Source organism: Rhizobium sp. BK538, from assembly GCF_014197575.1.
In the GTDB taxonomy this organism is placed as follows: Bacteria; Pseudomonadota; Alphaproteobacteria; order Rhizobiales; family Rhizobiaceae; genus Rhizobium.
On the sequence record NZ_JACIFT010000012.1, the window covers coordinates 164791 to 189870 of the forward strand.

A 25080-nucleotide genomic window follows, 5' to 3' on the forward strand; every position below is an offset into this window, starting at 1 on the left:
GCGTCAACCGGCATTCACAAAAAAAGCGGCAGACCAGAGGCCCGCCGCTTTGATTGAACGCTTGCCGAAAACCTACTTCGAGATAAGGCAGCTGCCGCCTGCTGCACGGTACTTTTCGCAGATGGTCGCGGCTTCGTCCTTGGAGCCCGCAGGGATGCGAACGCGGTAGAACGTGCCCTTGCCTGCAATCTCGGCCTTGCGGATCTCGTAGCTGCGGCCGCCAAGCACGCTTGCAAACTTCTTCGAAAGGCTCGCGTAGGACTTCTTCGCCTCTTCCTCGGAAGGAAGCGATGCGATCTGGACGCCGTAGCCGCCGGCCGCCGCAGTCGGCTGGGTCTGCGTCGCGGCCGGCGAAACAGCGGCAACGTCCTTCGGCTTTTGTGCTGCCGGTGCAGTTGGCGCCTCAGGTGCCTTCGCCGCATCGGTAGCTGCCGGGCGTGTTGCCGGAGCCGGCGCGGTGTCGCTCACCGTCGAGCTCTTCACAGCGCGAACTGGCGGATCGACGTTGGCCGAAGTGGCGGCAGCCGCCTTGGCCAACGCATTTTCCGAAGGAGCCTGCGCTGCAGTCGGCTTGGTCTCTTCAACCGGCGTCGAACGGATGTCGGCGGTGGCGACCTGCCTCGATGCCGGGAAATTCGCAGCCGTGCCGCCAGCCGGCTTCGAGCCAGCGGTGATCTTCTGCGTCTGAACGGTCGTTGCCTTTGGCAGCGTCGAAGCTGCTTCAGGGGCTGGTTCGTCACGGGCAACCAGAGTGCCGTCCGGTCGGACAATCATGGTGCGGACCTTGCGGGCCGAAACTGACGGAGCCTGGTTGGCATTGTCGCCTTCGTCGGCAGCGGCCGTATCCTGGCTGGGTAGCAGACGCGGATCCTGGGTGTCGCCGACCGGTGTCGCCATTGGTGGCGCGATATCGCTGTCATTGTCCTCAGGCAGCGTTTCTGGTGTCAACGTGCGCTGTACGACGTCCACCGGCTGCTCGTCGCTGGATACCAGCGCCTTCTGCTTCGGCGCTTCGGCGGCAGCACCGCCGACGCTGTCGTAGACAGCCTTGTCCTGGTTCGGCACGGTCTTGCCGCCCGGATTTTCGGGCACGACCTTAACCGGGTCCTTGTCCGCTGTGATCACGCGCGGCTCGCCGGAAGCGATACCGAGGCCTCCATCACGGGCCAGGAACGTATAGCCTGCATAGGCGACGCCGCCAAACACGACGATCGCGGCAGCCGCAGCCAGCATACGCTTCATCGAGCGAGCGCGGCTCATATCCTCGGCTTCACTTGCGGACTGGATCTGCACCTGGGAAACGTTCTCGCGGCGCTGGACCGGCTCGTTGACGCTCCGGCGGAAATCCTCTTCCAAGGCGCGCTCGAATTCGTCCAGGCTTTGCAACGGAACTTGCTTGGCAACTGGCGCAGCGGTCGGCGCGATAGAGATTGGCGCACGGGTCCGCCATTCCTCGACGGCCGGCTTAGCAGGCGTTTCTGCTGGCTTGGCGGGTGCGAGAAGGTTGGCGATTTCAGCGTCGACATCGAAATCGAAGTCGGAGGTCGCTACGACCGGTCCCGGCTGCTCGACGGGCGGCAGCACCGGCACGTGCATTTCTTCAACAGCTTCCGGATGATATTCCGCATCCGAGATCATCGACGGATCGAACGGAAGCTCGTCTCCGGCATCAGCCGAGAATGCAGGCGTAGCAGGCGCCTTGGCGACGGGCGGTACCTCTTCCGGAATCCGACTGATCGGGGCCGCCACAACGACCGGAGCTGGGGCCGGCGGGGGCTGGAAAGCGGGCACTGGGGCGACTGGCTGCGGTCTAACTGCCTCGACATGCTGCGCCTGAACTCGCTGCGACTCGACAGCCTGCGGCTCCGCCTTTACCGGCTCAGCAAAGTCAAAATCGGCGAGTTCCAGCTCGATACCTTCAAGATCAAGCTCAAAGTCATGACCGGCGAAAGGATCGTCACCTTCCGGTTCGGCTTTGGCCGTGCGAGCGGACACAGGCGGCTCGACCGGCTTCGGCAACGGAGCCACAACAGGCGCGGCAACGCGGACCGGCTCCGGCGAGCGCGGCATCTGTGCGACATCAGCCGCGGCCATGATCTGGCGCTCGGGAACGGGGTAATGCGACACGTCGGCGAGGAGTTCATCGATATCGAAGGCAATATCGTCGACCTCCGTCGGCGCGGCCTCTGTCAGGGCGGCATCCGCCTGAACAGCGCCATCATCCTTCGCGGCAGCAGCCAGGTCGAAGGCGCTGTGATCGATGAGAGCTTCAACGACCGGCGCTTCTTGGCGCATCTCAGACGCGTCGGGAACCGTCTCGGGTTCTTCATGGCGATCGATTTCAGCAGGGAAACCCGCGGCAACAGGCACGTCGAAAGCAGCAACACTCTCCGACGCAACAACGGCCGGCTCAGGTGCGGGAGCAGCGATGGGGACGATCGGCGCAGATGAGGCCTCATCGCGGCGCGCCGGATGGAAGTTGGCGATTGGCAGCCGGATACTGGCCGCAGACCACTGTGGCGCCTTGGCAGGCGCAACCGGAGCAGGCGTCGCGCCGATCGACATTTCGAGTTCTTCGATCAGATCCCGTGCACCACCGGCGACTGGTTCGCCCGCTCGAACGGCATTCGACGCCCAAGCGACAGGGGTCAGGTTGGAAGCCACTTCCAGTGGCTGACGAGCCACCGTTTCGCTGGCAACCTCAGGCTCAACGACAAATTCGGGGACAAATTCGGGCTCGACCTCGGCAGCCGGCAAAGTATCGGCTTCGATGGGAGCCTCATAGGCCGCCGGCTGCTCCAAGACGGGCTCAGGCAGACGATCGAAAGACGCAGCGGACTGAGGTTCGTCGTAACGCTCGAATTCGCGCAACAATTCATCTTCGAGATTGAACGCCGGTTCCTGTCGGGGGGCGTCTTCGACGGTATTCGCTGCTACCCGCGGCTCAAAGCCAACGATGCGAGCAAGTTCCGCCAAAGGGTCGTCGTCAGCAAAGAGGTCCGTATTCTTACGCGTGTCATACGCCCGCTGTTTGTCTGCCATACTCATCCCACTCGCAACTGCTAAGGTTTATGCCAGAGCATTGTGGGTAAATGGTGACGCTACCGCATCTCATCCGGCGCAGCGGTACCCGCAATGGCAAGTCCCGACTTCAAAACCGACGCAACGGCGTACACCAGCCCTAATCTGGCTATACTCGATTCTCGGTTCTTATCGTTAATAAATCGTAAGTCTACTTGGTCTTTACCTTTATTCCAGTGCGCATGGAAAGAACTTGCCAGATCATAGAGGTAAAAAACGACGCGATGGGGCTCCTGTGACTGCGCCGCGGATTCGACCAAGCGTGGAAACTCGGCGGCCTTCGCAACCAGCTGCAATTCCGTCGGATCCGAGATCCCCGCCGCCGCTTTCGCAAGCTCGGCAGGCGTCACGTCAAGGTCCGGAAACACTTCCTTCGCCTGCCGGAAAACAGACATGCAGCGTGCGTGCGCATACTGCACGTAGAACACCGGATTGTCCTTCGATTGCTCCGTCACTTTGGCGAAATCGAAGTCCAGCGGTTCCGAACTCTTGCGATACAACATCATGAAACGGACCGAATCGCGGCCAACCTCCTCTACGACTTCGCGTAGCGTCACGAAGTCGCCAGAGCGCTTCGACATCTTCACCGGCTCGCCATTGCGGAACAGCTTGACAAGCTGGCAAAGAAGGACGGTCAGCTTCGCTTTACCCTCGGAAACACCCCGAGCAACAGCCTCCAGGCGCTTGACGTAGCCGCCGTGGTCTGCACCGAGAACATAGATCATCTCGTTGAAATCACGGTCAAACTTGTTCTTGAAGTAGGCAACGTCGGCAGCAAAATAGGTATAGGAGCCGTCCGACTTGATCAGCGGCCGGTCCATATCGTCGCCGACTTCCGTGGAGCGGAACAGCGTCTGCTCGCGGTCTTCCCAGTCCTCCGGCAACTGACCCTTTGGCGGCGGCAGCGTGCCCTTGTAGACGTGCCCCTTGAATGTCAGATCGTTGATTGCCGTGCGGATAGCGGCAGCGCCGTGCGCATGCAGTGTACGCTCCGAGAAGAAGACGTCGTGATGCACGTTCAACGCGTCCAGATCCTCACGGATCATCGTCATCATTGAGTCGATCGTACGATCTTTGACGATCGGCATCCATTGATCTTCGGTCATATTGTGCAGCCTGACGCCGTAGTCACGGGCCAGTGACTCGCCGACGGGCACGAGGTAATCGCCCGGATAAAGTCCGGGCGGAATCTCTCCGATCTTCTCGCCGAGAGCTTCGCGGTAACGCAAGAAAACAGAGCGCGCCAGCACATCGATCTGCGAGCCGGCATCGTTGATGTAGTACTCCTTGACGACCTCGAAGCCGGCGAAGGAAAGCAGGTTGGCCAGCGCGTCGCCGACGACGGCGCCGCGGCAGTGGCCGACATGCATGGGCCCGGTCGGATTCGCCGACACATATTCGACGTTGACGCGCTTGCCGGCACCAATTGCCGAGCGGCCGTAGTCTGTGCCGGCCTCGATCATCGAGGCAAGCAGACGCTGCCAGTAGCCGACGGAGAGCTTGATATTGATAAAGCCGGGGCCAGCCACCGAGACGTCCGCAACGTCGGCGTCTTCCTTCAACTTCTCAGCGATGATCTCCGCCAGAGCGCGCGGATTGGTGCCGAGCGGCTTTGCCAGCACCATCGCTGCGTTGGTCGCAACATCACCGTGGCTCGGGTCGCGTGGCGGCTCGATTGCGATGCGGCCGAAATCCAGCTCGGATCGCTTTTCCCTGACCAGATCAATCTGCTCAAGGGCGGTTTTAATCCTGGCTTCAAAATCGGTAAAAAGGTTCATCGCACTCTTCCATGCATAGGCTTTGCCACAAGGCATTTGTCCGGACTTGGCCGGGCGACCGCTGCCTATCGCAAATCCGGAGTGCGGTCAAACAATCGCCTGTGGGCACTGATCGCGTAGGTATCGGTCATCCCCGCAAGATAGTCGCCGACATGGCGCGCCCTCGCCGCTTCGGCAAGACCGGCGATATGATCCACCCAATAGTGGCTTTGCATCTCCTTCGGATTGGCCATATAGGCGCCGAAGAGATCGGTCACGATCTGCGCAGCGCCGGCGCGGATGCGCATGATCTCGGGATGCCGGTAGATGCGCTTGAAAAGCATTGCCTTGATCTGCCGGTCGGTTTCAAACATCTCGTCGGAAAATGTCGCAATCACGCGATTGGCCTGGCGAATATCGGTTGCGCTGTTCGGCTTGATATCTGCAAGTCCCCGTTGGGCGACGGAAATGACGTCCTCGACCATCCGGGTGATCTGGCGGCGCATGATCTCGTGGGTAAAACGGCTGGCCTCGAGGTTTGGATAGCGTTCCCGTACCTCGGCCATCAGACCTGCCAGAAACGGGATCTCCTCCAGCATGTCGAAGGTCAGATAGCCGGAGCGAAGCCCGTCATCGATGTCATGCGTGTTATAGGCGATATCATCAGCGATCGCGGCAACCTGCGCTTCCAGGCTTGCATAGGTATCCAGTTCCAGGTCGTGGATCTCGCAATAGTCCAGGATCGGCTGCGGAACCGGCCCGCGCGTGCCGGCACCGTCCTTGGTCAGGAGCGGGCCGTTGTGCTTGACGAGCCCTTCCAGACTTTCCCATGTCAGATTGATGCCATCAAAATCGGCGTAGCGGCGCTCCAACTTGGTGACGATGCGCAGCGACTGGGCGTTGTGATCGAAGCCGCCGTAGGGTAACAGAACCTCATGCAGCGCATCCTCGCCCGTGTGGCCGAAGGGCGTGTGGCCAAAGTCATGGACAAGCGCCACACCTTCGGCGAGGTCCTCGTCAAGCTTCAGTGCCCTGGCGAGAGCGCGGGCCACCTGCGCAACCTCGATCGTGTGTGTCAACCGGGTGCGATAGTGATCGCCATCCTGCGCGATGAAGACCTGCGTTTTGTGCTTCAATCGGCGAAATGCCGTCGTGTGAACAATGCGGTCGCGGTCGCGCTGAAAATCCGAACGGGTGGGGCTGAGGTCCTCGGGATAGAGCCTGCCGCGTGTCGACCAGGGATCTGCCGCATACGCCGCCCTGTCACTGTTGCCGTATCCCAAAGCATGCCTGTCGATCGTCATTCGTCACCGTTACCTGATATGCAGCCGCCCATTGACGCCGCCTTGCGCTGTTCATACCTATAGAGAGCATAAACGGCAAAGCGATGCTTTCGCAGTCATTTTGCCCGAACCTGCGCTTTCGTGGTATAGAGCGTAAGTAGCTTTGAAATCAGCCGCTTGAAACCAGCGGCTAACAGGTATTCTCTCCGGATCTTGAACCCGGCAGGAGCAAACATGACGGACGCAAGTGTAACCCTTTCCGATGCCGCGGCAAAACGAATCGCGGCAATCGTCGGCACGGAACCCGGGAAGAGCGCGCTGCGCGTTTCCGTGGAAGGCGGCGGCTGTTCGGGCTTTTCCTACAAGTTCGACCTTGCCGATAATGCGCAGGACGACGACACCGTCGTCGAGAAGAATGACGCCAAGGTGCTGATCGACAGCCTCTCCTTGGTCTATATGGCGGGATCCGAAATCGATTTCGTCGATAGCCTGCTCGGACAGTCCTTCCAGATCAAGAACCCTAACGCGGTTGCAAGCTGCGGCTGCGGCACCAGCTTCTCTATCTGATCGATCCCTCAGGGTATCCACACCGAACCGGCCGAAGAATCTCTTGCGGTCGGTTTATAGTCTTGTCCGCGCTCGAAGGAGCACGATACAAGAGACCGACGAAGCGGAACAGGACACCCCCATGAAGATCGCGACCTGGAACATCAACGGCGTCAAGGCGCGCATCGACAACCTGACGCAATGGCTGAAAGACTCCAATCCCGATATCGTCTGCCTGCAGGAGATCAAGACGATCGACGAGGGTTTTCCCAGGTTCGAAATCGAAGCAATGGGATATCATGTCGAGACGCACGGACAGAAAGGCTTCAATGGCGTCGCGATCCTTTCCAAGACCAAGCCTGATGAAGTGAGCCGCGGGCTGCCGGGCGATCCGCTGGACGAGCAGGCTCGCTTCCTGGAAGCCGTGTTTTCGCTTCCCGGCAATCGCGTCGCGCGTGTCTGCTGCCTCTACCTGCCGAACGGCAATCCTGTTGAAACCGAGAAATACACCTACAAGCTCGCCTGGATGGAACGGTTACGCACATTCGCAGCCGAGCGCCTGGCTTACGAGGAAATCCTGATCCTTGCTGGCGACTACAACGTCATCCCGGAGCCGCATGACTGTTTCGATCCAAAGGTCTGGGAGAATGACGCGCTGTTCCTGCCGCAGACGCGTCAGGCTTTCCGTCGACTTGAAGGCCTTGGATTGACAGATGCCGTGCGCGCAACGACGGATGCCATTCAACTCTACTCGTTCTGGGACTATCAAGCGGGTGCCTGGCAGAAGAACAACGGCATCCGCATCGACCACCTGCTGCTTTCACCGGAAGCCGCCGACCGCATGACATCATCAGCGATTGAAAAGCACGTTCGTGCCTGGGAGAAGCCGTCAGACCACGTGCCCGTCGTGGCCTATTTCGATTTCGCGGCCTGAGTTAAAGCGCATCACCTTCAACGTTTCGCGCACCCGCGTTCCAGCTATCGCCAAACACGCCTCCGCTGTCGGGAAGGACGCGCTTAGTCGGCGCCGCTAGCTGCAATCTTGTGAGAAAGCGCCACGGCCGAGCGGCGGTCGCCTTCGCTCGCGACGGAGAAGGCCTGCTCCTGCAGGGACTCCATCCAGCCACAGTCCTTCGGCTTGCAGCGGTCAAGCGCGGCGGTCATCAGTGCGAGCCCGTTGGCTGCCTGCCCCTCCTGGAAGAGGATATTGCCGAACACGGCCATGGCGCCGGGATGACCGCTCTTGCGGGCCTGGTTGAGCCACTTCTTTGCCTGCTGCGTGCTGGTGCTGCCACCTTCGCCCGCCAGCATCATCTGCGCCAGCTGGAACTGCGCCTCAGCGACACCAAAGGTAGAGGCAGCCTGAAAATAAAGCTGACGCGCCTGGTTGAGATCGGTCTTAACAGGGCTGCCGGGAATACCGCGCTTGTAATAGTTGGCAAGCGACAGCAGCGCGTTGACGAAGAAGCCGGTGTCTTCAGAGCCGGGCTCCACCCCTTGCTGCGCGATCTCGCTATAGATCTTGAAGGCTTCGAAGTCATCCTGCGCGACGCCATCGCCGTCAGCATACATGTTGGCGAGCGCCCAGCGTGAGCCTGTATGGCCCTTCTCGGCGGCGTACTTATAGGCTTCAACCGCTTCTTCTTTCTGACCGTTCTTATAGGCCTTGAAACCAAACTTGAAGAGATCGAAGGGACCGGACTCTTTCGAGACGCCCGACTTGATGTCGAATGCGCTCGCAGGCGATGTAATTGCCGCGCAACAGGCAACGGAAAGCCCCATGAGCATCAATCTGAAAGGTCTGAACTCGGACGTCAGCATTTTACTCGGTTTCTTTCGCTTCCCACCCATGCGGACTTTCGATCCGCGGATGCATTCCTCCCGGCGAGCGATCCCGCGGTGGGCTCAAAGGCCCGCTTGCCCGCGTCGCATCTAGCCATTCGCCCTCCCGCGAGAGCCTCAATTCCGAGCGCATCGACACTCTCCGCCCCCTGTCCGGCGCGGCTCGCCCGCGATGCCATCTGCCTCACTCCCGCGGCCCGGCAATGCGCCTTTCCGCCGTCAAAGAAAAGGTAATCACCAATTGTGACCAAACCTGTGTCGATGTTACCGGAAGCCGATTCCGATAATGCCGAGCGGTTTGAAAACGAGAAGAAAGAAAGGTTCGGAAGCGCAACGTCAGAGCGAAGTTCTGAGGCGAAATCGCCTTGCGGGAAAAGGAAAATGGCGTCGGCAGCGGCATCTTCGCCGTAGGCTTCACCCATCCTGACTGTACCCGTTACGAACTCGCTCATCGTACTCTTTTACGCGCACCCTACGCCTGTCATTCCCTCGCCCGCCTATAGCGCTGCGCCTAGTTTGTGGCGGGAAATGGACAATTTCGCCGTGAGATCATCTTACGCAAATGCTGGTAAAAAACTGTTGCTGAATCGTCACAAAATGAGACGTGGAAACGGCATGCTTAACGATCCGCACATAAAGAAAAGCCCGACAATTTTGCCGGGCTTTTCTGAGGCTCATCTTTGTAACTTAGAATTTCACCTTGATGCTGGTCGACACGGCAGCCACAAGATCATTGCCGAAGGTGTAAGTGGCGTCATTTCCGTAGGTGACGCCATCCCTCGTGAACGTTCCTGACTCACCGCTGGTCATGACGCCGAGGCTTCCAGCAACGCGCCATTCGACATTCTCAGTCGGATTGTACGCTGCGCCTGCGCCAACCAGCCATGTGTCCGTCTGTGAGCCGTAGCCATCGCTCGTACCACGATCCCATGTAAGGCTAAGCGCAGCCGTCCATTGGTCATTGAACTTATGGCCAACGCCTCCCACGACTGTCCATCCATCACGATAGGCTAGATCGAGAGACGTTATCCCTCCAGCCGGACAGGCAAGCCCGTTCGTCGGGCAGAAAGGGATCGACTGCAGCAAGCTCCAGTTCGTCCACTTCACAGATCCAAAAGCCAACCAATCGGGTGCAATACCGGACTGAAGTTTCAGCTCAAGTGAGTCAGGCGCCTCGGCAGAGCCGGCAACTGGAATGATGGCACCGCCTGCGACCTGCGAAAGGTTCAACGTGCCCGTCAAGTCGTCGTATTTCACCCTGCTGTTGTACACCAGGCTTGCGCGCACGCCATATTCCGGAATCTCATAAGCGACGCCAGCACGCCATCCTCCGGACTCGTCTGCTATGTCAAGGCGACCGATGCCGGTGCCGAACCTCGGCGGGAGAACAGCTACGAGTTTTTCCTGAAAACCATCGAGCCGCTGATAAAAACCGCCCCCGATGAGCCGAAGTTGACCGGGACCCACATCAAACTTGTATGAACATGTGGCCGCGTAGTTCTCAGTATTGACCTTCGTCTCAACGTTGCTGTTTGCGCCAGCCCAGTTCACGCCCGGATTGGTGTGAACACCGAATGGTTCGGAGTAGTCGAACAGGCAGTCAACCGCCTCATAACCGGCCTTGAAGCCTACATAGGGCACGGCATAGTTTTCGGTCTCATCTGCCGAGTTCGGCCGACCACTCAGATTTCCGCGGCGAGCAGTGTTGTCCTTTACATTCTCCAATTCACGCTGCGGCATGACATAAATCACAGCCGACTGCGCGGAAAAACGCGACTGATCGAAGAGCAGATCGATATTGTAGCCGCCGCGATCAAGGCCGCCGGCGAAGGACGGCTGCGCCAGCGTCGAAAATAGGGCAAGCGACAGAACGCCGGCCGATGTCATACGAGATGCCAATGTGTCTCCCCCACTCAGGCAATTGCAATGGCGGGACTGTGCAGGCGATGCCGATAAATGGCAACTTTGTGTTCGGGCGTGATTGGAAACTCGGCTAACGGATGTTTTACGTAAAAAATTGACGGGCACGTCAATATTTCGGCAATTTAGAACAAAATTCTATAGATGGTAAAATTACCCCCGGCATTGAGGTCGACCATTCCACGTTAGCTGCCTCCTGTAACAGGGAAACAACACTGATGTTTTTCGCCAGGGGCAGCAAGAAAACGTGTGGAATCAAGGTGGGATCCCAGGAATATCGGCAAATCCGGATGCCAAATCCGGAGATCCATGTCGACCTTCAGCAAAAGGCGCCCGATTCGACATCGGGCGCCTTTGAAATTACCTGCTACTAAGCGTTGACTTCACGCAGCCTCGGATACACGCGACAGTGCAACCCGCAAGCTAGCGATCTGGCCTTGCAGCTCCTCCAAGCGATCACGCTCAGCGGCGACCACTTCAGGATTGGCATTGGCGACGAACTTCTCGTTCGAGAGCTTGCCGTTAATGCGCGCGATCTCACCATCGGCCTTGGCGATCGCCTTCTCGAGGCGTGCTTTCTCCGCGGCAAGATCGATCAGCGTGCCAAGCGGAAGGCAGACAGTCGCCCCGGCGACGACGATCTGCGCGGCACCTTTCGGCGCTTCGCCGGCCAGCGAGATGCCGTCAACACGGGCAAGACGCTTGATCGCAGCGTCATGCCGGACAAGCCGCTCGCGCGTCAGGCTGTTGGCGTCAACGACAACCAGCGGCGCGACCGCCGACGGCGGGACGTTCATTTCGGCGCGAACGGAGCGGATACCGGAAACCAGATCGATCAGCCAATTAATCTCATCGGCCGCACCATCATCGGCATAAGACGGCGCCGGCCATTCGGCGTGGCAGACCAGCGTGTCGCGCTCGCTACCCTCGCCTGCTGTGTGCGCCCACAGTTCTTCCGTCATGAACGGCATGAAGGGATGCAGGAGCTTGTAGATCTCCTCCAGGATATAGGCGGCGCAAGCCTGCGCTTCCTTCTTGGCGCCCTCGTCCGTGCCATTGAACACCGGCTTCAGCAGCTCGAGATACCAGTCGCAGACCTGGTTCCAGACGAAGCGATACAGCGCGCCTGCCGCATCGTTGAAACGGTAGGATTCGAGAGCTTCCGTAACGTCACGTTCCGTACGGGCAAGCTCCGTCAGAATCCAGCGGTTGATCGTCAGCTCGGCGGCTTCGGGCACGAAGTGTGGATCGCTCTTGGCACCGTTCATCTCGGCAAAGCGCGTCGCGTTCCAGAGCTTGGTGCCGAAGTTGCGGTAGCCGGCGATGCGGGCCGGATCGAGCTTCACGTCGCGTCCCTGCGCTGCCATGATCGCCAGGGTGAAGCGCAGAGCATCAGCGCCGTATTCGTCGATCAGCTCCAGGGGATCGATGACGTTGCCCTTGGACTTCGACATCTTCTGGCCGTTCTTGTCGCGAACCAGCGCGTGAACATAGACCGTGTTGAAGGGCTCGACCGGAGCGCCGTCCTCATCCTTCATGAAGTGAAGGCCCATCATCATCATACGAGCTACCCAGAAGAAGATGATATCGAAGCCGGTAACGAGAACGTTGGTTGGGTAGTAGCGCTCCAATTCGGGCGTCTTGTCGGGCCAGCCGAGTGTCGAGAACGGCCAGAGCGCGGACGAAAACCATGTGTCGAGAACATCCTCGTCACGCGTCAGGATTTCGCCCGGCTTGAAGTTTTCGAGCAGGTCTTCGACGTAGGCCTTCATCGGGCCTTCGTGCGAGAGATAGTGCTGGATCGCCGCTTGCAGGGCTTCCTCTTCGGTCTTTTCGACGAAGACCTGACCATCCGGGCCGTACCAGGCCGGAATCTGATGGCCCCACCAGAGCTGGCGCGAGACGCACCAGGGCTGGATGTTTTCCATCCACTCGTAATAGGTCTTGTCCCAGCTGCGTGGAACGAGCTTGGTGCGGCCTTCGCGAACCGACGCGATCGCCGGTGCGGCCAGCGTCTTGGCGTCAACGTACCATTGCTCCGTCAGGCGCGGCTCAATCGGAACACCGCCACGGTCGCCATGCGGAACCATGTGCTTATGCGGTTCGACCTTGTCGAGCAGCCCCCCCTCTTCAAAGATACGGACGATGATTTTGCGCGCCTCGAATCGATCCTTGCCTTCGAGCTCATCCCAGGCGCCGTGCAGCGCTGCGGCATCTGGAATGCCTTCCAGGAAATCCTCGTTGTCCTTGAGGGTGATCCGCGCATCGGCCGTGAGTACGTTGACGATACGCAAGCCGGTGCGCTTGCCGACGTCAAAATCGTTGAAATCATGCGCCGGCGTCATCTTGACCGCGCCCGTGCCGGCCGTCGGATCCGGATAGTCGTCGGCGACGATTGGAATGCGGCGGCCGACGATTGGAAGGATCACATGCTTGCCGACCAGCGGCTTGTAGCGCTCATCCTTCGGATTGACGGCAACGCCGGTGTCCCCGAGCATTGTCTCCGGGCGGGTGGTGGCGACGACGACATAGTCGCGCGTTTCCCATTCTGTCGGCTTACCTTCTTCGTCGAAGGCAACCGGATGCTGATAGGTGACGCCGGGCTCCAGCGGATAGCGGAAATACCAGAGGTTTCCGTTGACCTCGTGCTGCTCGACCTCGATGTCGGAGATCGCCGTCAGCAGCTTCGGATCCCAGTTGACAAGGCGCTTGTCGCGATAGATCAGGCCTTCCTTGTAAAGCGTTACAAAGACTTCAAGAACGGCAGCGGAGAGCCCCTCGTCCATAGTAAAGCGCTCGCGCGACCAGTCGCAGGACGCGCCGAGACGCTTCAATTGGTTGAAGATGAGGCCGCCCGATTCCGCCTTCCATTCCCAGACCTTCTCAATGAAGGCTTCGCGACCCATGTCGCGGCGGCCCGGCAACTGCTGTTCCATCAGCTTGCGCTCGACAACCATCTGGGTGGCGATACCGGCGTGGTCCATACCCGGCTGCCAGAGCACGTCCTTGCCGCGCATGCGCTCGAAGCGGACCATGATGTCCTGCAGCGTGTTGTTCAGCGCGTGTCCCATGTGCAGCGAGCCGGTCACGTTCGGCGGCGGGATCACGATGGTGAAGGTCTCGGCGCCCCGCTTGGCATTGGCGCCCGCACGGAAGGCGTCCGCCTCATCCCATTTCGCAGCGATTTTCGGTTCAACGGCAGCGGAATCGTAGGTCTTGTCGAGCATTTGGGGACCAAAATCTGGAGGTTCTTAGATGCGGGTTGTAAATAGGATGGCTTCAGGCAAGTCAATAAAAAAGCCGCCCCGGAGACCGGAGCGGCTCTTTGGGAAAAGGCGTTTCCGATCAGCGGCGCGGGCCGCGCGCCACGCGTTCGATCTCCTCACGCACCAGACGTTCGACCAGCGTCGGCAGATTGTCATCCAGCCATTCGCGCAGCATCGGGCGCAGCATGTCTTCCGCGATCTCATCGAGAGAGCGACGCTCGGCGCCATCGATCGCGGCAGCGAGCTCCTCGAAGGACCGGCTGACCTGAAGGCCCGCGTCACGCGAGAGCAATGCCGGCTGCTGCTCATCCTCGATGCGGCCTGGCAGCATCTCCTCCGCCATCGGTGTGGCGACGGCGGGAACGGATACCTCAGCCACTTCAACGACAGCCGGTCGCGGCTCCATGGCAACAATTTGAGGCATTTCGAACGGTACTTCCACAGGCGGACGCACGGCAACGATTTTTGGCGCAGGAGCTGAAATGGGGGCTGTCGCGGCTTCAGCAGGTTGCGGAGCCATCGGAGCAGGCATCGGCATCTCACGAGGAGCTTCCAACGCCTCGGCTCTCAGTTCTGTGTTCCTTATGTCCGGCTGCCGAAATGCCGGCGGCACTTCGCGCTGCAACTGGGCAGCGTTCCGCTCCGACGCCGCACGGACGCGCGCAGCGACATCAGCGAGAGACATGGCACGCGGCTGCGCGCCCGGCAGAGGAGCCGAGCCCGCCGAGTTAGCAGCGACGAAACGTGGGTCGGGCTGAGAGACCGGTTCAGGGAATTCCACGCCAGCGTAAGTCTCGTCCACCGTCAAATGAATGTCCGAATCACGATCGTCCTCATCGGCGCCATAAACCGCCGGCAGCGACGCCGAAAGCGCCCTGCCCGCACCAGGGTCATTGCTTTCGATGATCTGGCGGATCGACGCCAGAATCTCCTCCATGGACGGTTCACGCGCTACGCTTGGCTGAGCCATATCTATCCCCGTTATTCCGAAAAACGACCGGATTGCGTGGAATGGGCATCCGAATCACCCGTACCTTAGGATAGCCGATGATTGAAAAAAATCATCGCGAATCAAATGAATGCTGCCATGCACAGCTTTCTGCCACGCTTGCTTGGCACCCCGTTTCGATGGCCGGAAAGAAAGACGGGCGCCAAAAGGCGCCCGTTGAAAATCAGTGATCGCAGCTGTGGATCAGAACACGAATTCGCGCGCCTTGGCAAAACCAGGAAGCGGCTTAACGGAGGCATTGAAGTAGACGTTTTCGGAAACGGTGCCGCGCTCGCTCACAAAGACCTTCGCGCGTGCCGAACCGCCGTAACCCTGTACCGTGACCAGACGGCCACCGTCACGAAGCTGGGAGAGCAAGGAGGAAGGAACTTCCTCGACTGAGCCACTGACGAAAATGAGATCATAAGGAGCGCCGGACGCGTTGCCAGCATTGAGTGAGCCTGTGACGACCGACACGTTCGTGTAGCCGGCAAGGTTGGTCCTGGCTTCCGTAGCGAGCGTTTCGTCTTCCTCAACCGCGATCACCGTACCGGCAAGCTGCGAAAAAAGAGCCGATACGTAGCCACTGCCAGCGCCGATCTCGAGTACGACATCATCCTTCGTGACCGCCGCAAGCTGGAGCAGCTTTGCAAGCGGCGACGGCTGCATCAGATAGCGCGCAGGCTTGGCGGCAACTGCCGGACAGATTTCGACGTCACTGTCGATATAGGCAAGCGGCTTCGCCTTCTCGGGAACGAAGGCCTCACGCGGCACGGTGAGAAAGGCCGTCAGCACGGAATGCGAGGTGACGTCCGTCGTGCGGAGCTGGTTGTCGACCATGTTTGCGCGTGCTGATTCGAAGTTCATTATGTCCTCTCGCCCGGTAGAAGCGGCTTTGTCTGCACGTCTCTTAATCTTAGCACAGCGGCCTTTCAAGGCTTCGCGAATGGCTGCGGCAAGAATTCGGGGTGCGAGCGGCGCCGACGCGGCCCTAGCGCAATCCTTCATGGAACAAAGGAGCGTGCTGTGATATTATTGCAACCGGAGGAATTGAGGAGGAGTAGGCCATGCCGAACATTATCGAATATCTTTCGTTGTTCGACTTCTTCATCATCGCAACGTTGGTTGGCATCTTCTGCTGCGGTCTTTTCGATCGTGAAACAAGCTGACTGCCTACCTTCAGGCCATTGTCAGTTTTTGTCCCGATAGTGTCGTTTCCTTGCGATTCGACGGATGGGACATGGCAATCAAACCGCTCCTGCTGGGCAGCTTCTTCATCTGCGCGTTGCTAGCAATCATACTCCTGATCCCCTTTGTGAGGGTCAGCGCCCCGAACATCGCGACAACCGGCGTGTCACCGATGCCATCACTGCAGCGGATCAACTGAACGCCAAGCCGCGGCGGAGGTAGCGACTGGAACGCGGGCCGAGAAGTTCTTTTTAGGCAAGAACAAACGACGAAACAGACCTTTAAGCTACAATGGCGGCCGTCAAACGGGACCTATATCGTGTCGCGGTCGATCCCGGAGCCTCCCCAGCCCCTCCCCAGTCGACAACCCGGCCGGGGCCGAATACAGCCGGGGCCGCTCGGTTTACGGCGAAGGCTACTGCAACTCGGTTTCCTCTTCTATGTCGATGAGAATGCCGTGGCGCAACGCTTCTTCCTTGGCCTCTTTCAGGGCCTCCTCGATCAGTATAGCCAGCATGTCGGCATGCAGTTCACGGCTCCACCAGGTGCGGTATTTTAGTCGCCGACTTCATAGGCGCTCCTCAGAACTGAAGATGAAGCTTCAGCGCCCTACCGAAAACTCGGCGATCGCCGAGTTGGTCGTGGGAAACGTCCGCGTAGGCTAGTGCCTTGCGGATTTTCATATGCCGGTGGAGAAAATGTCGTCGAAGTTTAGCCGTGGAGGGAGGGCGCTCCAGAAGCGTCCGACCCGAACCGCCGAGCTGCTCGGCGGGATGAGGTAACTATGACCGGGAGAGGGCGACCAACTTGGCCGCCCCCTCAGCATTGCTGGGACAGAAAACTCACCCCCGCCCTGTCTGCCGCGGACAGGAAGATGGAGCTGATCAAGGAGTGGGTCCGATACCTTCAAAGCCCCGTGTTATCCCCGGCAGACCAGTAAGAGGAGCATAGCGCTGTTGTAAGAGTTGGCCCAGATGGACCTAGGTCCTAGTCCGATTGGAGTAGGTGGATTGGCGAGCTCGCTGCAAACAAATTTCGCGGGATTGAAGCGGCAAGAGACGTGCTGCCAGCTGGCGATTGGACAGCAAGCTGAAAATCGGATTAAGACGCCACTGCCCGATCCGGCATGGCGAGGTCAACGCGACCTGATCAGAAAATCCGGCCGTAAATCAATATCTTACGGATAGAAAATAGAGTTGGAGGCCTCGCCCGGAATTGAACCGGGGTACAAGGATTTGCAGTCCTCTGCGTCACCACTCCGCCACGAGGCCTCACGCGGTCGAAAAATCGAACCGTGGCGGTCGTTTAGAACCATCCTAGAAAAATCGCAAGAGGGTTCATTCTGAATAATGTCCTTTTTCCATTCTGAATAAGCGTTTCCAGAACGTTCTTCCACAGGCTTGACGTGAGGGTCCAGGAAGACAGATCAAAGGGCCATTACGGAATCGTATCAGGAAGCGGATGCTTCACCTTTCATGCAACTTCTCCTTGAGCGAAGGCCGGAATTCTCTTTTGCTAAAGGTATGCACCGCTCATTTCCCCCGCCGCGATATCGGACAAAGAAGCAGCCACCGCCGCTTTTTTCTACCTGGCGATCATCGTTGGCGGACTGGCTGGCTACGTTGGAACGGACCTACTCACGTCCTCGACGCCGCTTGCGGCCTTCTCCAGCGCATGCAACATCAAGGGCAACGTCAGCCTCAACACTGGCGAGCGAATCTACCACGTCCTAGGCAAAAAATATTACGACGAGACCAAGATATCGCAACTCCACGGGGAGCCTGTCAGCCGCGGGCGATATTGCATTTACTCGGATCTTAAAAGCTGCATGAGCCGTCGCCTCTGGCCTTGAAGCCATCCGCGCAGGCGAGGTTCAAAGGTTCGTTCAGCGAGCGGGCCCCCGGCCCACCGGGGGTACATGACGAACTGATTGCGGCGAGCAAGAGAAAAGCGAAAGCTGCGATTGGCTTGTGCAAGCGGATCATGGGAACTCTCCAAATTGAGCATGCTACAAGGCCTGACCGCCGAAACCTTCCGATCCCAAATAAATCAGTGTTAGTTCCGGGTTCGGACCTGCTGAAACAGCTAAGCGGCGGTAAGCATCCCACGTCCCCAGCAGGTCGTGCTGTTCAAGCGACGCGCGGAAAGGTCAAGGGACAGCCATGACATGATGAACCTGTACTCGCCTGTTGGAAAGAGGAGAGGCGAGAATCCATGTTTTTGAAGGATATGTACGACGAACCGCCTGAACGAACGTGATCTTGCCTCTCACCTTGAGCTCGTCGATCACCGTAAATGCGGCAAACCTCGACCCGGAAGCGTGGTGATGATCCCGGTCACCCTGCCGCAAAAACCGGCAGGATTTCCAATCGACAGGCCCGCCGGTTTCTGTGATCAACCACTCTGATCGGCTGTTGTCCTCCTTGATGAGCTAGATTTGAGCGGTATTATTCAACGCGGTGAAGCCTGGCATGCAATTGCCCAGACGAAACCCGATAGCTCACGGGCAATCGCCGTCGTTACGGTCGTCGCTGGCTTTCCGGCCTTGGTGAGCTTTCGATAGCGGCTGCACAAACGTACTTGTGCCTTCCATGCCGTGTCGCGGATCGGTTTTGGAAGCTGCTCCTGGCGCAGCAACTGTTCACGGCTGATCTTTGCAGGAAACCGATAACTCCAAGCGGCTTCGATCAGCATGCGACGGGCCGTTCCGTTGCCAGCTTTGGTAATTCCGCCCTGGCGCCGAGTTCCACCGCTCGAATGCTCCGATGGTACCAGCCCGAGATACGCCATCAATTGGCGAGGATTGGTGAAGCGACTGATATCGCCCAATTCGGCAATCATCGTAGCGGCGGTAACCAACGCCATGCCGCGCAGCGACTGCAAAGCCTGTACGACCGGGGCCAACGACCAATCGCTTAACATCATCTCGATTTGCTTCGTCAGCCGGTCTCGCCGGTCTGTTGCAGCTTCGATCGTGGCGATATGATCCTCAAGCACGATAAGGTGGATTGGTTGTTCGAAGCGGAGACCAGCCAGCCAACGGCGGTGCATCTGTGTCCAGGCTGGCCGGTTATAATGAAAGCCGTGACGCAATAGAAATCCGCTGAGTTGCTGACGCGCTTGTCTTAGGCTGCGCACCGCAGCAAGGCGTGCTCGAACCAGATCGCGCATCGCTTCATGGGCGGGATCGGGTATCCAAACCGCGCTCAACTCCCCAGCGCTGCAGCCTTGCCAGATTGTTCGCATCCCGGCGGTCCGTCTTGATGCGATCACCCGGCTTTCGTGGGATCAAAGATGGGGCGACGACCACACAGTCATGGCCAGCATCGGAAAGCTGTCGTTGAATGCCATAGCCGCAAGGTCCTGCTTCGTAGCAGAACTTCAACGTCCGGCCCGGCTGCGAAAGCTTGGCCACCATACGGGCCAACGCTGAGGGGGTATTTGCAATCTGGCCGAATGCCCTCGCGTCACTGCGCCCACCGCCATCGGCAAGCGCGACCGCAATCGTCTCTTTGTGAACGTCCAATCCGACAAATGTGATAGTCTCTTCCACGGCCCGTCTCCTATGCATGAGGCTCTGTGCGAGGATAACTTACGCAACCCTCGATACCTGCATATTGTGAGACGGGTCACCCGGTCCCAGGCGAACATTTAGTCTAGTATGGCGAGTAGCACTGCCGCCGCGGGCCATAATATGGCTGATAGGTGTTGTCATATGCCCGATAGGAGCGGTAGCGGCTGTAACACCAATCGACGTGCGAATTGCCGATCGGGCCAACCCGTGGCTGTGAAGCAATGAGGCCGCCGATGATTGCCCCCGCCGCCAGACCACCGATCAGAGCGCCGGCATCATTGTCGTGACGGCGATAGTAGTCATCACGATAGTAGCGCCTACCATAGTGGCCGTGGCGATAGCCACCGCAACGATAGACGCTGCATCGATCGTAGTTGCGGTTGTTTCTCGCGCCAGAATCTCCAAACGTGCCGCGGCTTTGAACCGAATGCTCGTCACCCGAATTTTCGGCAAAGGACGGTCCGATGCCCGACAGGCTCGTCGCAATTGCCAATACCAGTACCGCAAGCTTCTTCATTCCAGCACCTTCTCATTTCCTGCCTGTCTCGCGTTGGAAAACGCTTAGAACTTTAACGCTCAGTCAAGTCTCAAGTTCCCTGGCTCCTATTGTAATGCACGGCGCAAAAGAATCTTAGCAGGTGCAATTGTGACACTTTAATTGCAAGCCCTGCCAATTTATGACGAGCTTCTAAAAATTCTCAAACGGATGGATGGAATGCTCAGCTGGTTTCGTAGACTTTTGCCGCGTGAAGACCGGTTCTTTGACCTTTTTGCCCAGCATTCCCGGACGATCGTTGGCGCCGCGGAAGCGCTGAACGAGTTGCTCGCCGGCAGGGATACCGAGCGGCATTGCGATCGGATCGTCGCGCTCGAAAACGATGCCGACAACATCACCCGCGAGGTGCTGCTTGCGGTTCGCCGGAGCTTCATCACACCTTTCGACCGTGTCGATATCAAGGATCTGATCCAGTCGATGGATGACGCGATCGATATGATGCACAAGACTGTCAAGACGATCCGGCTCTTCGAGCAAACCCAATTCGATCCACGCATGCAAGAAATGGGCGTGGCAATCGTGCAGGCCGCCCATCTCATCGCCGAGGCGATCCCACTGCTTGATCGCATCAACGCCAACGCTCCGCGGCTCATGGCGATTGCGGAGGAAGTTACCCGCGTCGAAGGACGCTCCGACGAGTTGCACGATCACGGCCTGAAGGAACTCTTCCTCCGTCACGGCGCGTCGAATGCGATGGCCTACATCATCGGCAGCGAAATCTACGGTGAACTCGAGAAGGTCGTTGATCGCTTCGAAGACGTTGCCAACGAAATCAGCGGCATCGTGATTGAGAACGTTTGATGGACGCCACCCTCGCCTTTCCGCTGCTCGCCGGCCTGATCGCGATCGCGCTGTTCTTTGACTTCCTGAATGGCCTGCATGATGCCGCGAATTCGATCGCAACGATCGTTTCCACGCGCGTACTGCGGCCTCAGTATGCCGTCGTCTGGGCAGCTTTCTTCAATTTCATTGCGTTCCTGTTCTTCGGTCTCCATGTTGCCGAAACCCTTGGAACCGGCATCATCGACCCCAATATCGTCACGCCGCTGATCATCTTCGCGGCACTGATGGGCGCGATCGTCTGGAATATCGTCACCTGGATCTTCGGCATCCCGTCCAGCTCTTCGCATGCTCTGGTGGGCGGGCTGGTAGGCGCCGGACTAGCAAAAGTTGGCTTCAGCTCAATCGTGTGGAGCGGACTGCTGAAGACAGCGGGCGCGATCGTCATGTCGCCGTTGATCGGCTTCATGCTGGCGCTCTTCCTCGTGCTTATCGTCTCCTGGATCTTCGTTCGGCAGACACCCTTTGCTGTCGATCGAACGTTCCGCGTCCTGCAATTCGTATCCGCCTCTCTTTATTCGCTGGGCCACGGCGGCAATGATGCGCAAAAGACGATGGGCATCATCGCCGTACTTCTCTATTCGCAGGGTTATCTCGGGGGAAGCTTCCACGTGCCGCTCTGGGTCGTGCTCTCCTGCCAGACGGCCATGGCGCTTGGGACACTCTTCGGCGGCTGGCGAATCGTCCATACCATGGGGTCGAAGATCACCCGTCTGAACCCTATGCAGGGGTTCTGCGCGGAGACAGGCGGCGCTCTCACCCTCTTCGGAGCCACGTGGCTTGGGATTCCGGTTTCCACGACCCATACGATCACTGGCGCGATCATCGGCGTTGGCGCCGCGCGCCGCGTCTCGGCAGTCCGTTGGGGCCTAGCAGGCAACATCGTCGTTGCCTGGGTGATCACGCTCCCGGCTGCCGCGCTTATTTCGGCGCTCTTTTATTGCGTGGCGGGCCTTTTCAACTGATTTAAGGGGCGGGTTTCCGCCTCTTGCTCCACCAGACGGAGAATCGCCGCCGCATCCGACGCACGAGATGCAGGTCGTGCGATAGAACGATGAATCCCAACGGAATCATCCAGAAGCCGAGAACGGGCAAGAATCCCAAAAATCCACCCAGGATCAGCAGCATGCCGATCGTCATTCTGGCGAGGCGCGACCGTGGAAGCGGAATACTTACGGAGCCGAGAACGAGATGGCCGGTGTTGTGATCGATGCCAAATCGCTTGGCTCCCGATTTTCCAGTGGTATCATGTGCTTCAGTCATCCACAGGAGATGGGGTTATACAGAACGAATACAAGCGGATGTCATTTTTTTGAAAAAACCGCTTGGCAAATCGGGCAAGCATTTGTATTAGGCCACTCACACCGCGGCGAGCGGTGATCCCTGGTAGCTCAGCGGTAGAGCATTCGACTGTTAATCGACAGGTCGCCGGTTCGAATCCGGCCCGGGGAGCCAGTTTCTCAGCAATTGCTGAACACTTTCAAGAGCGGTTCGAGTTTCGAACCGCTCTTTCTTTTCTGAAATCTCTCAGGCCTTTCTCGGGAAAAGCTCACCTTTTGGTCAAGGATTGCGCTCCGTTGGTGGGCGCGATGTTCGAACTTCTTAGAGTTGAGGCTTGGGCTCGCGCTGCCCATGGTGGCGCAAAGACGATCGAAATGCCCATGGCATGCTTGCCGATCGGCGACGGGAAACAGCCCGCGAGTGTTGGGACGGCTGCTGAATAATCCGCGCTTGGGTGGATAAAAACTTCGCAACAATGCTTTTGCCGATGGACTTTGCCATGTCACCCAAACGAAAAACGACGACAAGAGGAAATCCCCATACGTAGTCCGATGATAGCGCGGCTATTCTTGCTGCGGGTCTGGCAACCTCCGCCTTTGCCTAATCCAATCCCGATCCAATCGGCCCAACGAATGGCGGTTCTACAAATCCCAGCTCCAGCACCTACTCGGGCGACTATACGAGCGGCGATAGCGGCACACATCCGATCACTGTCGCTCCGATTGACCCGACGACCACGCAGAGCATCACACCCAGCCCAAGGCAATGGATTGCCCGGGTATGCCACAGGTAAATTCGGGTATTGACACCCGTGGCGGCGAGAGTGGCGCATCCATCAGTCCCCCCTGCCGCGAATACGACAACTGATCGGGCCGATGGCCGGCTTCCAAGAGGGCCGGGATGACCGGCCCTTTTCTTGCGCTTGAACCTCCAGAAACTCTCTCCATGAAGGCAGAAACGCCTGTTCCACGCCTACCGTAGTTTCGCGCCAAGAACAAAACGCCGACGCAGGGTCACCCAGCCGAACTTGGCTGGAAAGTGAATTTGTCACTGGTCAGGGACTTTGGTTTCGGGTTAGACTACACTTGCCGAATGGCGCGAGCGTTTTTGTCGGTATGGGAGCGCGTTCGCCCATGGGGCATTGATGAGCGCTTCAAGGGCTCTGGAAATTCTGTTTATTTTATTGTGAAGCAGGCTTCCGCGCTAGAAACATAGACGTCCGCCAGGTCGTCTTTTCGCGGAGCTGACGAGAGCGGGTGGCGGCCTGTTCGACAGATGACCTCCTGTCTGGCCGCCATCCGCCTCGTCCTTGCCTCGGACGTCGACGACTACTCTGCAGGATGCGCTAGGCCCGGCCGCGCATGCTTTTCTAACGGCCGCTCCCGCCAGCCTGTGAAGCGATTCACTGCCCAGAAATAGAGATTGTAAGGCAGGAGATTGACGAGCTTCATCATGTAGGTGAAGCGCTTCGGGAAGCTAATCTCGAAGCTTTGAGACTTGAGGCCCGCCGAAATCTGTTCTGCTGCCTCCTCCACCGACACCAGCGAGGGCGTGGGAAATTGGTTTCTCTTCATTGCGGACGTATCGACGAAGCCCGGATTGATGAGCTGGATGCGGATGCCCATCTTGTCGAGATCGAATTTGAGGCTCTCCGCCATATTGATCAAGGCGGCTTGTGTGGCGCCGTAGGCCGCACCTGTCGGCAGGCCGCCGTAGCCTGAAACAGACGCGACGATGGCAATTTGCCCCTGCCCCTTCGCCTTCATGTGCCGCACCGCAGGGACGAGGCAATTCACAACGCCCTGCAGATTGACCGCGAAACTCTGCTCAAAATCAGTAAGCTTCAACTCCTCCGCATGGACGGGGAGATAAACGCCGGCGTTAAAGACCGCCAACGCGAGCGCGCCATGTTCATATTCGATTGAAGCGAGCACATGCTCCATGTCTTCGGCGTTGGTGACATCTCCGTCCAGCACGATGATGCTGCCGGGCAGATCGGAAGCCTCGACCTGCAATTCGGCAAGCTTTTCATGATCGCGAGCGGTGACAGCGACCTTGTATCCGTCTCCGGCAAGCTTGAGTGCCAACGCTCGCCCAATTCCGCAACTCGCACCCGAAATCCAGGCAATTCCGTGTTCTGGACGAGCGACAAAGTCTTGCATGGCACATATCCTCCGGGCTGTTTTCTGAACGTCAAAACAGGTCCGGGAGTTCCTCGCCATCTCCCGGATTCAACGCAATATCACGCCATTGTGGCTGCTTTCAGCCGATCAGGTCACCTATCAGCTGACGCAAAGATCCGGTCAGCTTGACCGGCGCATCGAGAACCGAAAACGCGATGCAGGGACGGTCCCTTTCGGCGATCGGCCGATGGTCGACGCTCTCGTCTGCTACCGAGATATCGCCAGGTCCGAAACGGCCGCGTGCGTCGTTGAACGCGCCGTCCAGGATTAAGGTGAGTTCCATTCCCTTGTGGGTATGCGCGGGCAGCGCCCGGCCGGCCTTGATCCACATCAGGCTGACTTCGCAGCCATCGATGTCGGTGGAGTATTCCTTGAAGCCTGGAAGCTTCGTCTTCCAAGGCACTGTATCCACATCATAACCGACCAGATTGCGAATCGCCTTCGGGAAGAAGCCCCCGTGTGCCTGTAGATCGGCTGGCGCGTGATCTTCGGCCGGCGGCGCGGAGGCGAAGACGGCAGCGACCCGTGCCTCGCGATCGCCGATCGCAGTCTCCGGTATCTGCTCGAGAGCCTCACCAGCCAGGGCTTCAAGATCGCTCACGAGCAGACGATGATCTGCCTTCATTTCGAGATGCGATTCCACGAGCACCCGCGCCGGCTCAAGTAGAGATCCGGCGACGTAATGCGCCATCAGTGCATCGACCGTGTCGATATGCTCGTGAACCATGACGGTTTCGGTGATTTCCGCTTTTATAGATTGCTTTGTCATCATCCG

General features: G+C 58.6%; 18 protein-coding genes, 2 tRNA genes and 3 pseudogenes. 9 read left to right on the forward strand and 14 right to left on the reverse strand.

Features of this window, described 5'->3' with window-relative positions; translation table 11 throughout:
* Positions 1-72 precede the first annotated feature (72 nt).
* The 3 genes from FHX09_RS16790 to FHX09_RS16800 all read right to left on the reverse strand — a co-directional run bounded on the left by FHX09_RS16790 (position 73) and on the right by FHX09_RS16800 (position 6142).
* Entirely contained in the window at positions 73-3042 is a 2970-nt protein-coding gene (locus FHX09_RS16790) for an SPOR domain-containing protein (RefSeq protein WP_132590839.1), read from the reverse strand.
* 59 nt (positions 3043-3101) lie between these two features.
* Positions 3102-4859: an arginine--tRNA ligase gene (gene argS, locus FHX09_RS16795; RefSeq protein ID WP_007788898.1), complete on the reverse strand. Its 1758-nt coding sequence runs from the start codon at positions 4857-4859 to the stop codon at positions 3102-3104.
* Between the two features lie 65 nt (positions 4860-4924).
* On the reverse strand, positions 4925-6142 hold the full coding sequence (locus FHX09_RS16800) for a deoxyguanosinetriphosphate triphosphohydrolase (protein ID WP_132590837.1): 1218 nt from the start codon (positions 6140-6142) through the stop codon (positions 4925-4927).
* A 213-nt stretch (positions 6143-6355) separates the two neighbouring features.
* Here FHX09_RS16800 and erpA point away from each other — a divergent pair, with 213 nt between their 5' ends.
* Both erpA and xth read left to right on the forward strand, forming a co-directional pair.
* Entirely contained in the window at positions 6356-6688 is a 333-nt protein-coding gene (erpA, locus tag FHX09_RS16805) for an iron-sulfur cluster insertion protein ErpA (RefSeq protein WP_007788894.1), read from the forward strand.
* 121 nt (positions 6689-6809) lie between these two features.
* The gene (xth, locus tag FHX09_RS16810) at positions 6810-7601 is read left to right on the forward strand and encodes an exodeoxyribonuclease III (protein ID WP_132590835.1); all 792 of its coding nucleotides are present in this window, start codon (positions 6810-6812) and stop codon (positions 7599-7601) included.
* Between the two features lie 83 nt (positions 7602-7684).
* Here the strand turns inward: xth and exoR are convergent, their stop codons facing one another.
* From exoR to FHX09_RS16830, 4 genes are all read right to left on the reverse strand, one after another.
* The gene (exoR, locus tag FHX09_RS16815) at positions 7685-8488 is read right to left on the reverse strand and encodes an exopolysaccharide production regulator ExoR (RefSeq protein ID WP_132590833.1); all 804 of its coding nucleotides are present in this window, start codon (positions 8486-8488) and stop codon (positions 7685-7687) included.
* 708 nt (positions 8489-9196) lie between these two features.
* On the reverse strand, positions 9197-10408 hold the full coding sequence (locus tag FHX09_RS16820) for an OmpP1/FadL family transporter (RefSeq protein WP_132590831.1): 1212 nt from the start codon (positions 10406-10408) through the stop codon (positions 9197-9199).
* Between the two features lie 404 nt (positions 10409-10812).
* Positions 10813-13656 carry a valine--tRNA ligase gene (locus FHX09_RS16825; protein ID WP_132590829.1) on the reverse strand — a complete coding sequence of 948 codons (2844 nt, stop codon included), beginning with the start codon at positions 13654-13656 and terminating at the stop codon, positions 10813-10815.
* Between the two features lie 118 nt (positions 13657-13774).
* Positions 13775-14665 carry a DUF2497 domain-containing protein gene (locus FHX09_RS16830; protein WP_132590827.1) on the reverse strand — a complete coding sequence of 297 codons (891 nt, stop codon included), beginning with the start codon at positions 14663-14665 and terminating at the stop codon, positions 13775-13777.
* Positions 14666-14742: 77 nt separating this feature from the next.
* Here FHX09_RS16830 and FHX09_RS30360 point away from each other — a divergent pair, with 77 nt between their 5' ends.
* Complete coding sequence (locus tag FHX09_RS30360) at positions 14743-14874, forward strand: hypothetical protein (protein WP_274533071.1); 132 nt, start codon at positions 14743-14745, stop codon at positions 14872-14874.
* A gap of 13 nt (positions 14875-14887) precedes the next feature.
* Here the strand turns inward: FHX09_RS30360 and FHX09_RS16835 are convergent, their stop codons facing one another.
* Positions 14888-15550, reverse strand: coding sequence for a protein-L-isoaspartate O-methyltransferase (locus tag FHX09_RS16835; protein WP_132590825.1), 663 nt, complete (start codon positions 15548-15550; stop codon positions 14888-14890).
* A gap of 373 nt (positions 15551-15923) precedes the next feature.
* Here FHX09_RS16835 and FHX09_RS16840 point away from each other — a divergent pair, with 373 nt between their 5' ends.
* Complete coding sequence (locus FHX09_RS16840; protein WP_007788879.1) at positions 15924-16070, forward strand: hypothetical protein; 147 nt, start codon at positions 15924-15926, stop codon at positions 16068-16070.
* Positions 16071-17068: 998 nt separating this feature from the next.
* Here the strand turns inward: FHX09_RS16840 and FHX09_RS16845 are convergent.
* From FHX09_RS16845 to FHX09_RS16855, 3 genes and pseudogenes are all read right to left on the reverse strand, one after another.
* Positions 17069-17142 (reverse strand) — tRNA-Cys (locus FHX09_RS16845).
* 1180 nt (positions 17143-18322) lie between these two features.
* Positions 18323-19424 (reverse strand): annotated as a pseudogene (locus FHX09_RS16850) (IS110 family transposase).
* A gap of 103 nt (positions 19425-19527) precedes the next feature.
* Positions 19528-19962 (reverse strand): BA14K family protein, encoded by a 435-nt coding sequence (locus tag FHX09_RS16855; RefSeq protein ID WP_007788873.1) that lies wholly within the window; start codon positions 19960-19962, stop codon positions 19528-19530.
* A 198-nt stretch (positions 19963-20160) separates the two neighbouring features.
* Here FHX09_RS16855 and FHX09_RS16860 point away from each other — a divergent pair, with 198 nt between their 5' ends.
* A complete protein-coding gene (locus FHX09_RS16860; RefSeq protein ID WP_132594528.1) occupies positions 20161-20802 on the forward strand; it encodes a DUF47 family protein in 642 nt (213 codons plus the stop codon).
* Positions 20802-21806, forward strand: a complete 1005-nt coding sequence (locus FHX09_RS16865) for an inorganic phosphate transporter (protein WP_007788869.1) — start codon at positions 20802-20804, stop codon at positions 21804-21806. The genes FHX09_RS16860 and FHX09_RS16865 overlap by 1 nt, the downstream gene beginning before the upstream one ends.
* Before the next feature lies 1 nt (position 21807).
* Here the strand turns inward: FHX09_RS16865 and FHX09_RS29955 are convergent, their stop codons facing one another.
* On the reverse strand, positions 21808-22104 hold the full coding sequence (locus tag FHX09_RS29955; protein ID WP_132594530.1) for a hypothetical protein: 297 nt from the start codon (positions 22102-22104) through the stop codon (positions 21808-21810).
* Between the two features lie 117 nt (positions 22105-22221).
* Between FHX09_RS29955 and FHX09_RS16870 the strand changes: the two genes are divergently transcribed.
* From FHX09_RS16870 to FHX09_RS29960, 3 genes and pseudogenes are all read left to right on the forward strand, one after another.
* Positions 22222-22296: transfer RNA gene (locus FHX09_RS16870), tRNA-Asn, on the forward strand.
* A 391-nt stretch (positions 22297-22687) separates the two neighbouring features.
* Positions 22688-22989 (forward strand): annotated as a pseudogene (locus FHX09_RS30495) (hypothetical protein).
* 135 nt (positions 22990-23124) lie between these two features.
* Positions 23125-23369 (forward strand): annotated as a pseudogene (locus tag FHX09_RS29960) (SAM-dependent methyltransferase); the annotation flags it as partial.
* Between the two features lie 81 nt (positions 23370-23450).
* On the opposite strand, the gene FHX09_RS16875 reads toward FHX09_RS29960, so the two are convergent.
* Entirely contained in the window at positions 23451-24284 is an 834-nt protein-coding gene (locus FHX09_RS16875; RefSeq protein WP_132594532.1) for an SDR family NAD(P)-dependent oxidoreductase, read from the reverse strand.
* 100 nt (positions 24285-24384) lie between these two features.
* Positions 24385-25077: a ChrR family anti-sigma-E factor gene (locus FHX09_RS16880; RefSeq protein WP_183719165.1), complete on the reverse strand. Its 693-nt coding sequence runs from the start codon at positions 25075-25077 to the stop codon at positions 24385-24387.
* Positions 25078-25080 lie beyond the last annotated feature (3 nt).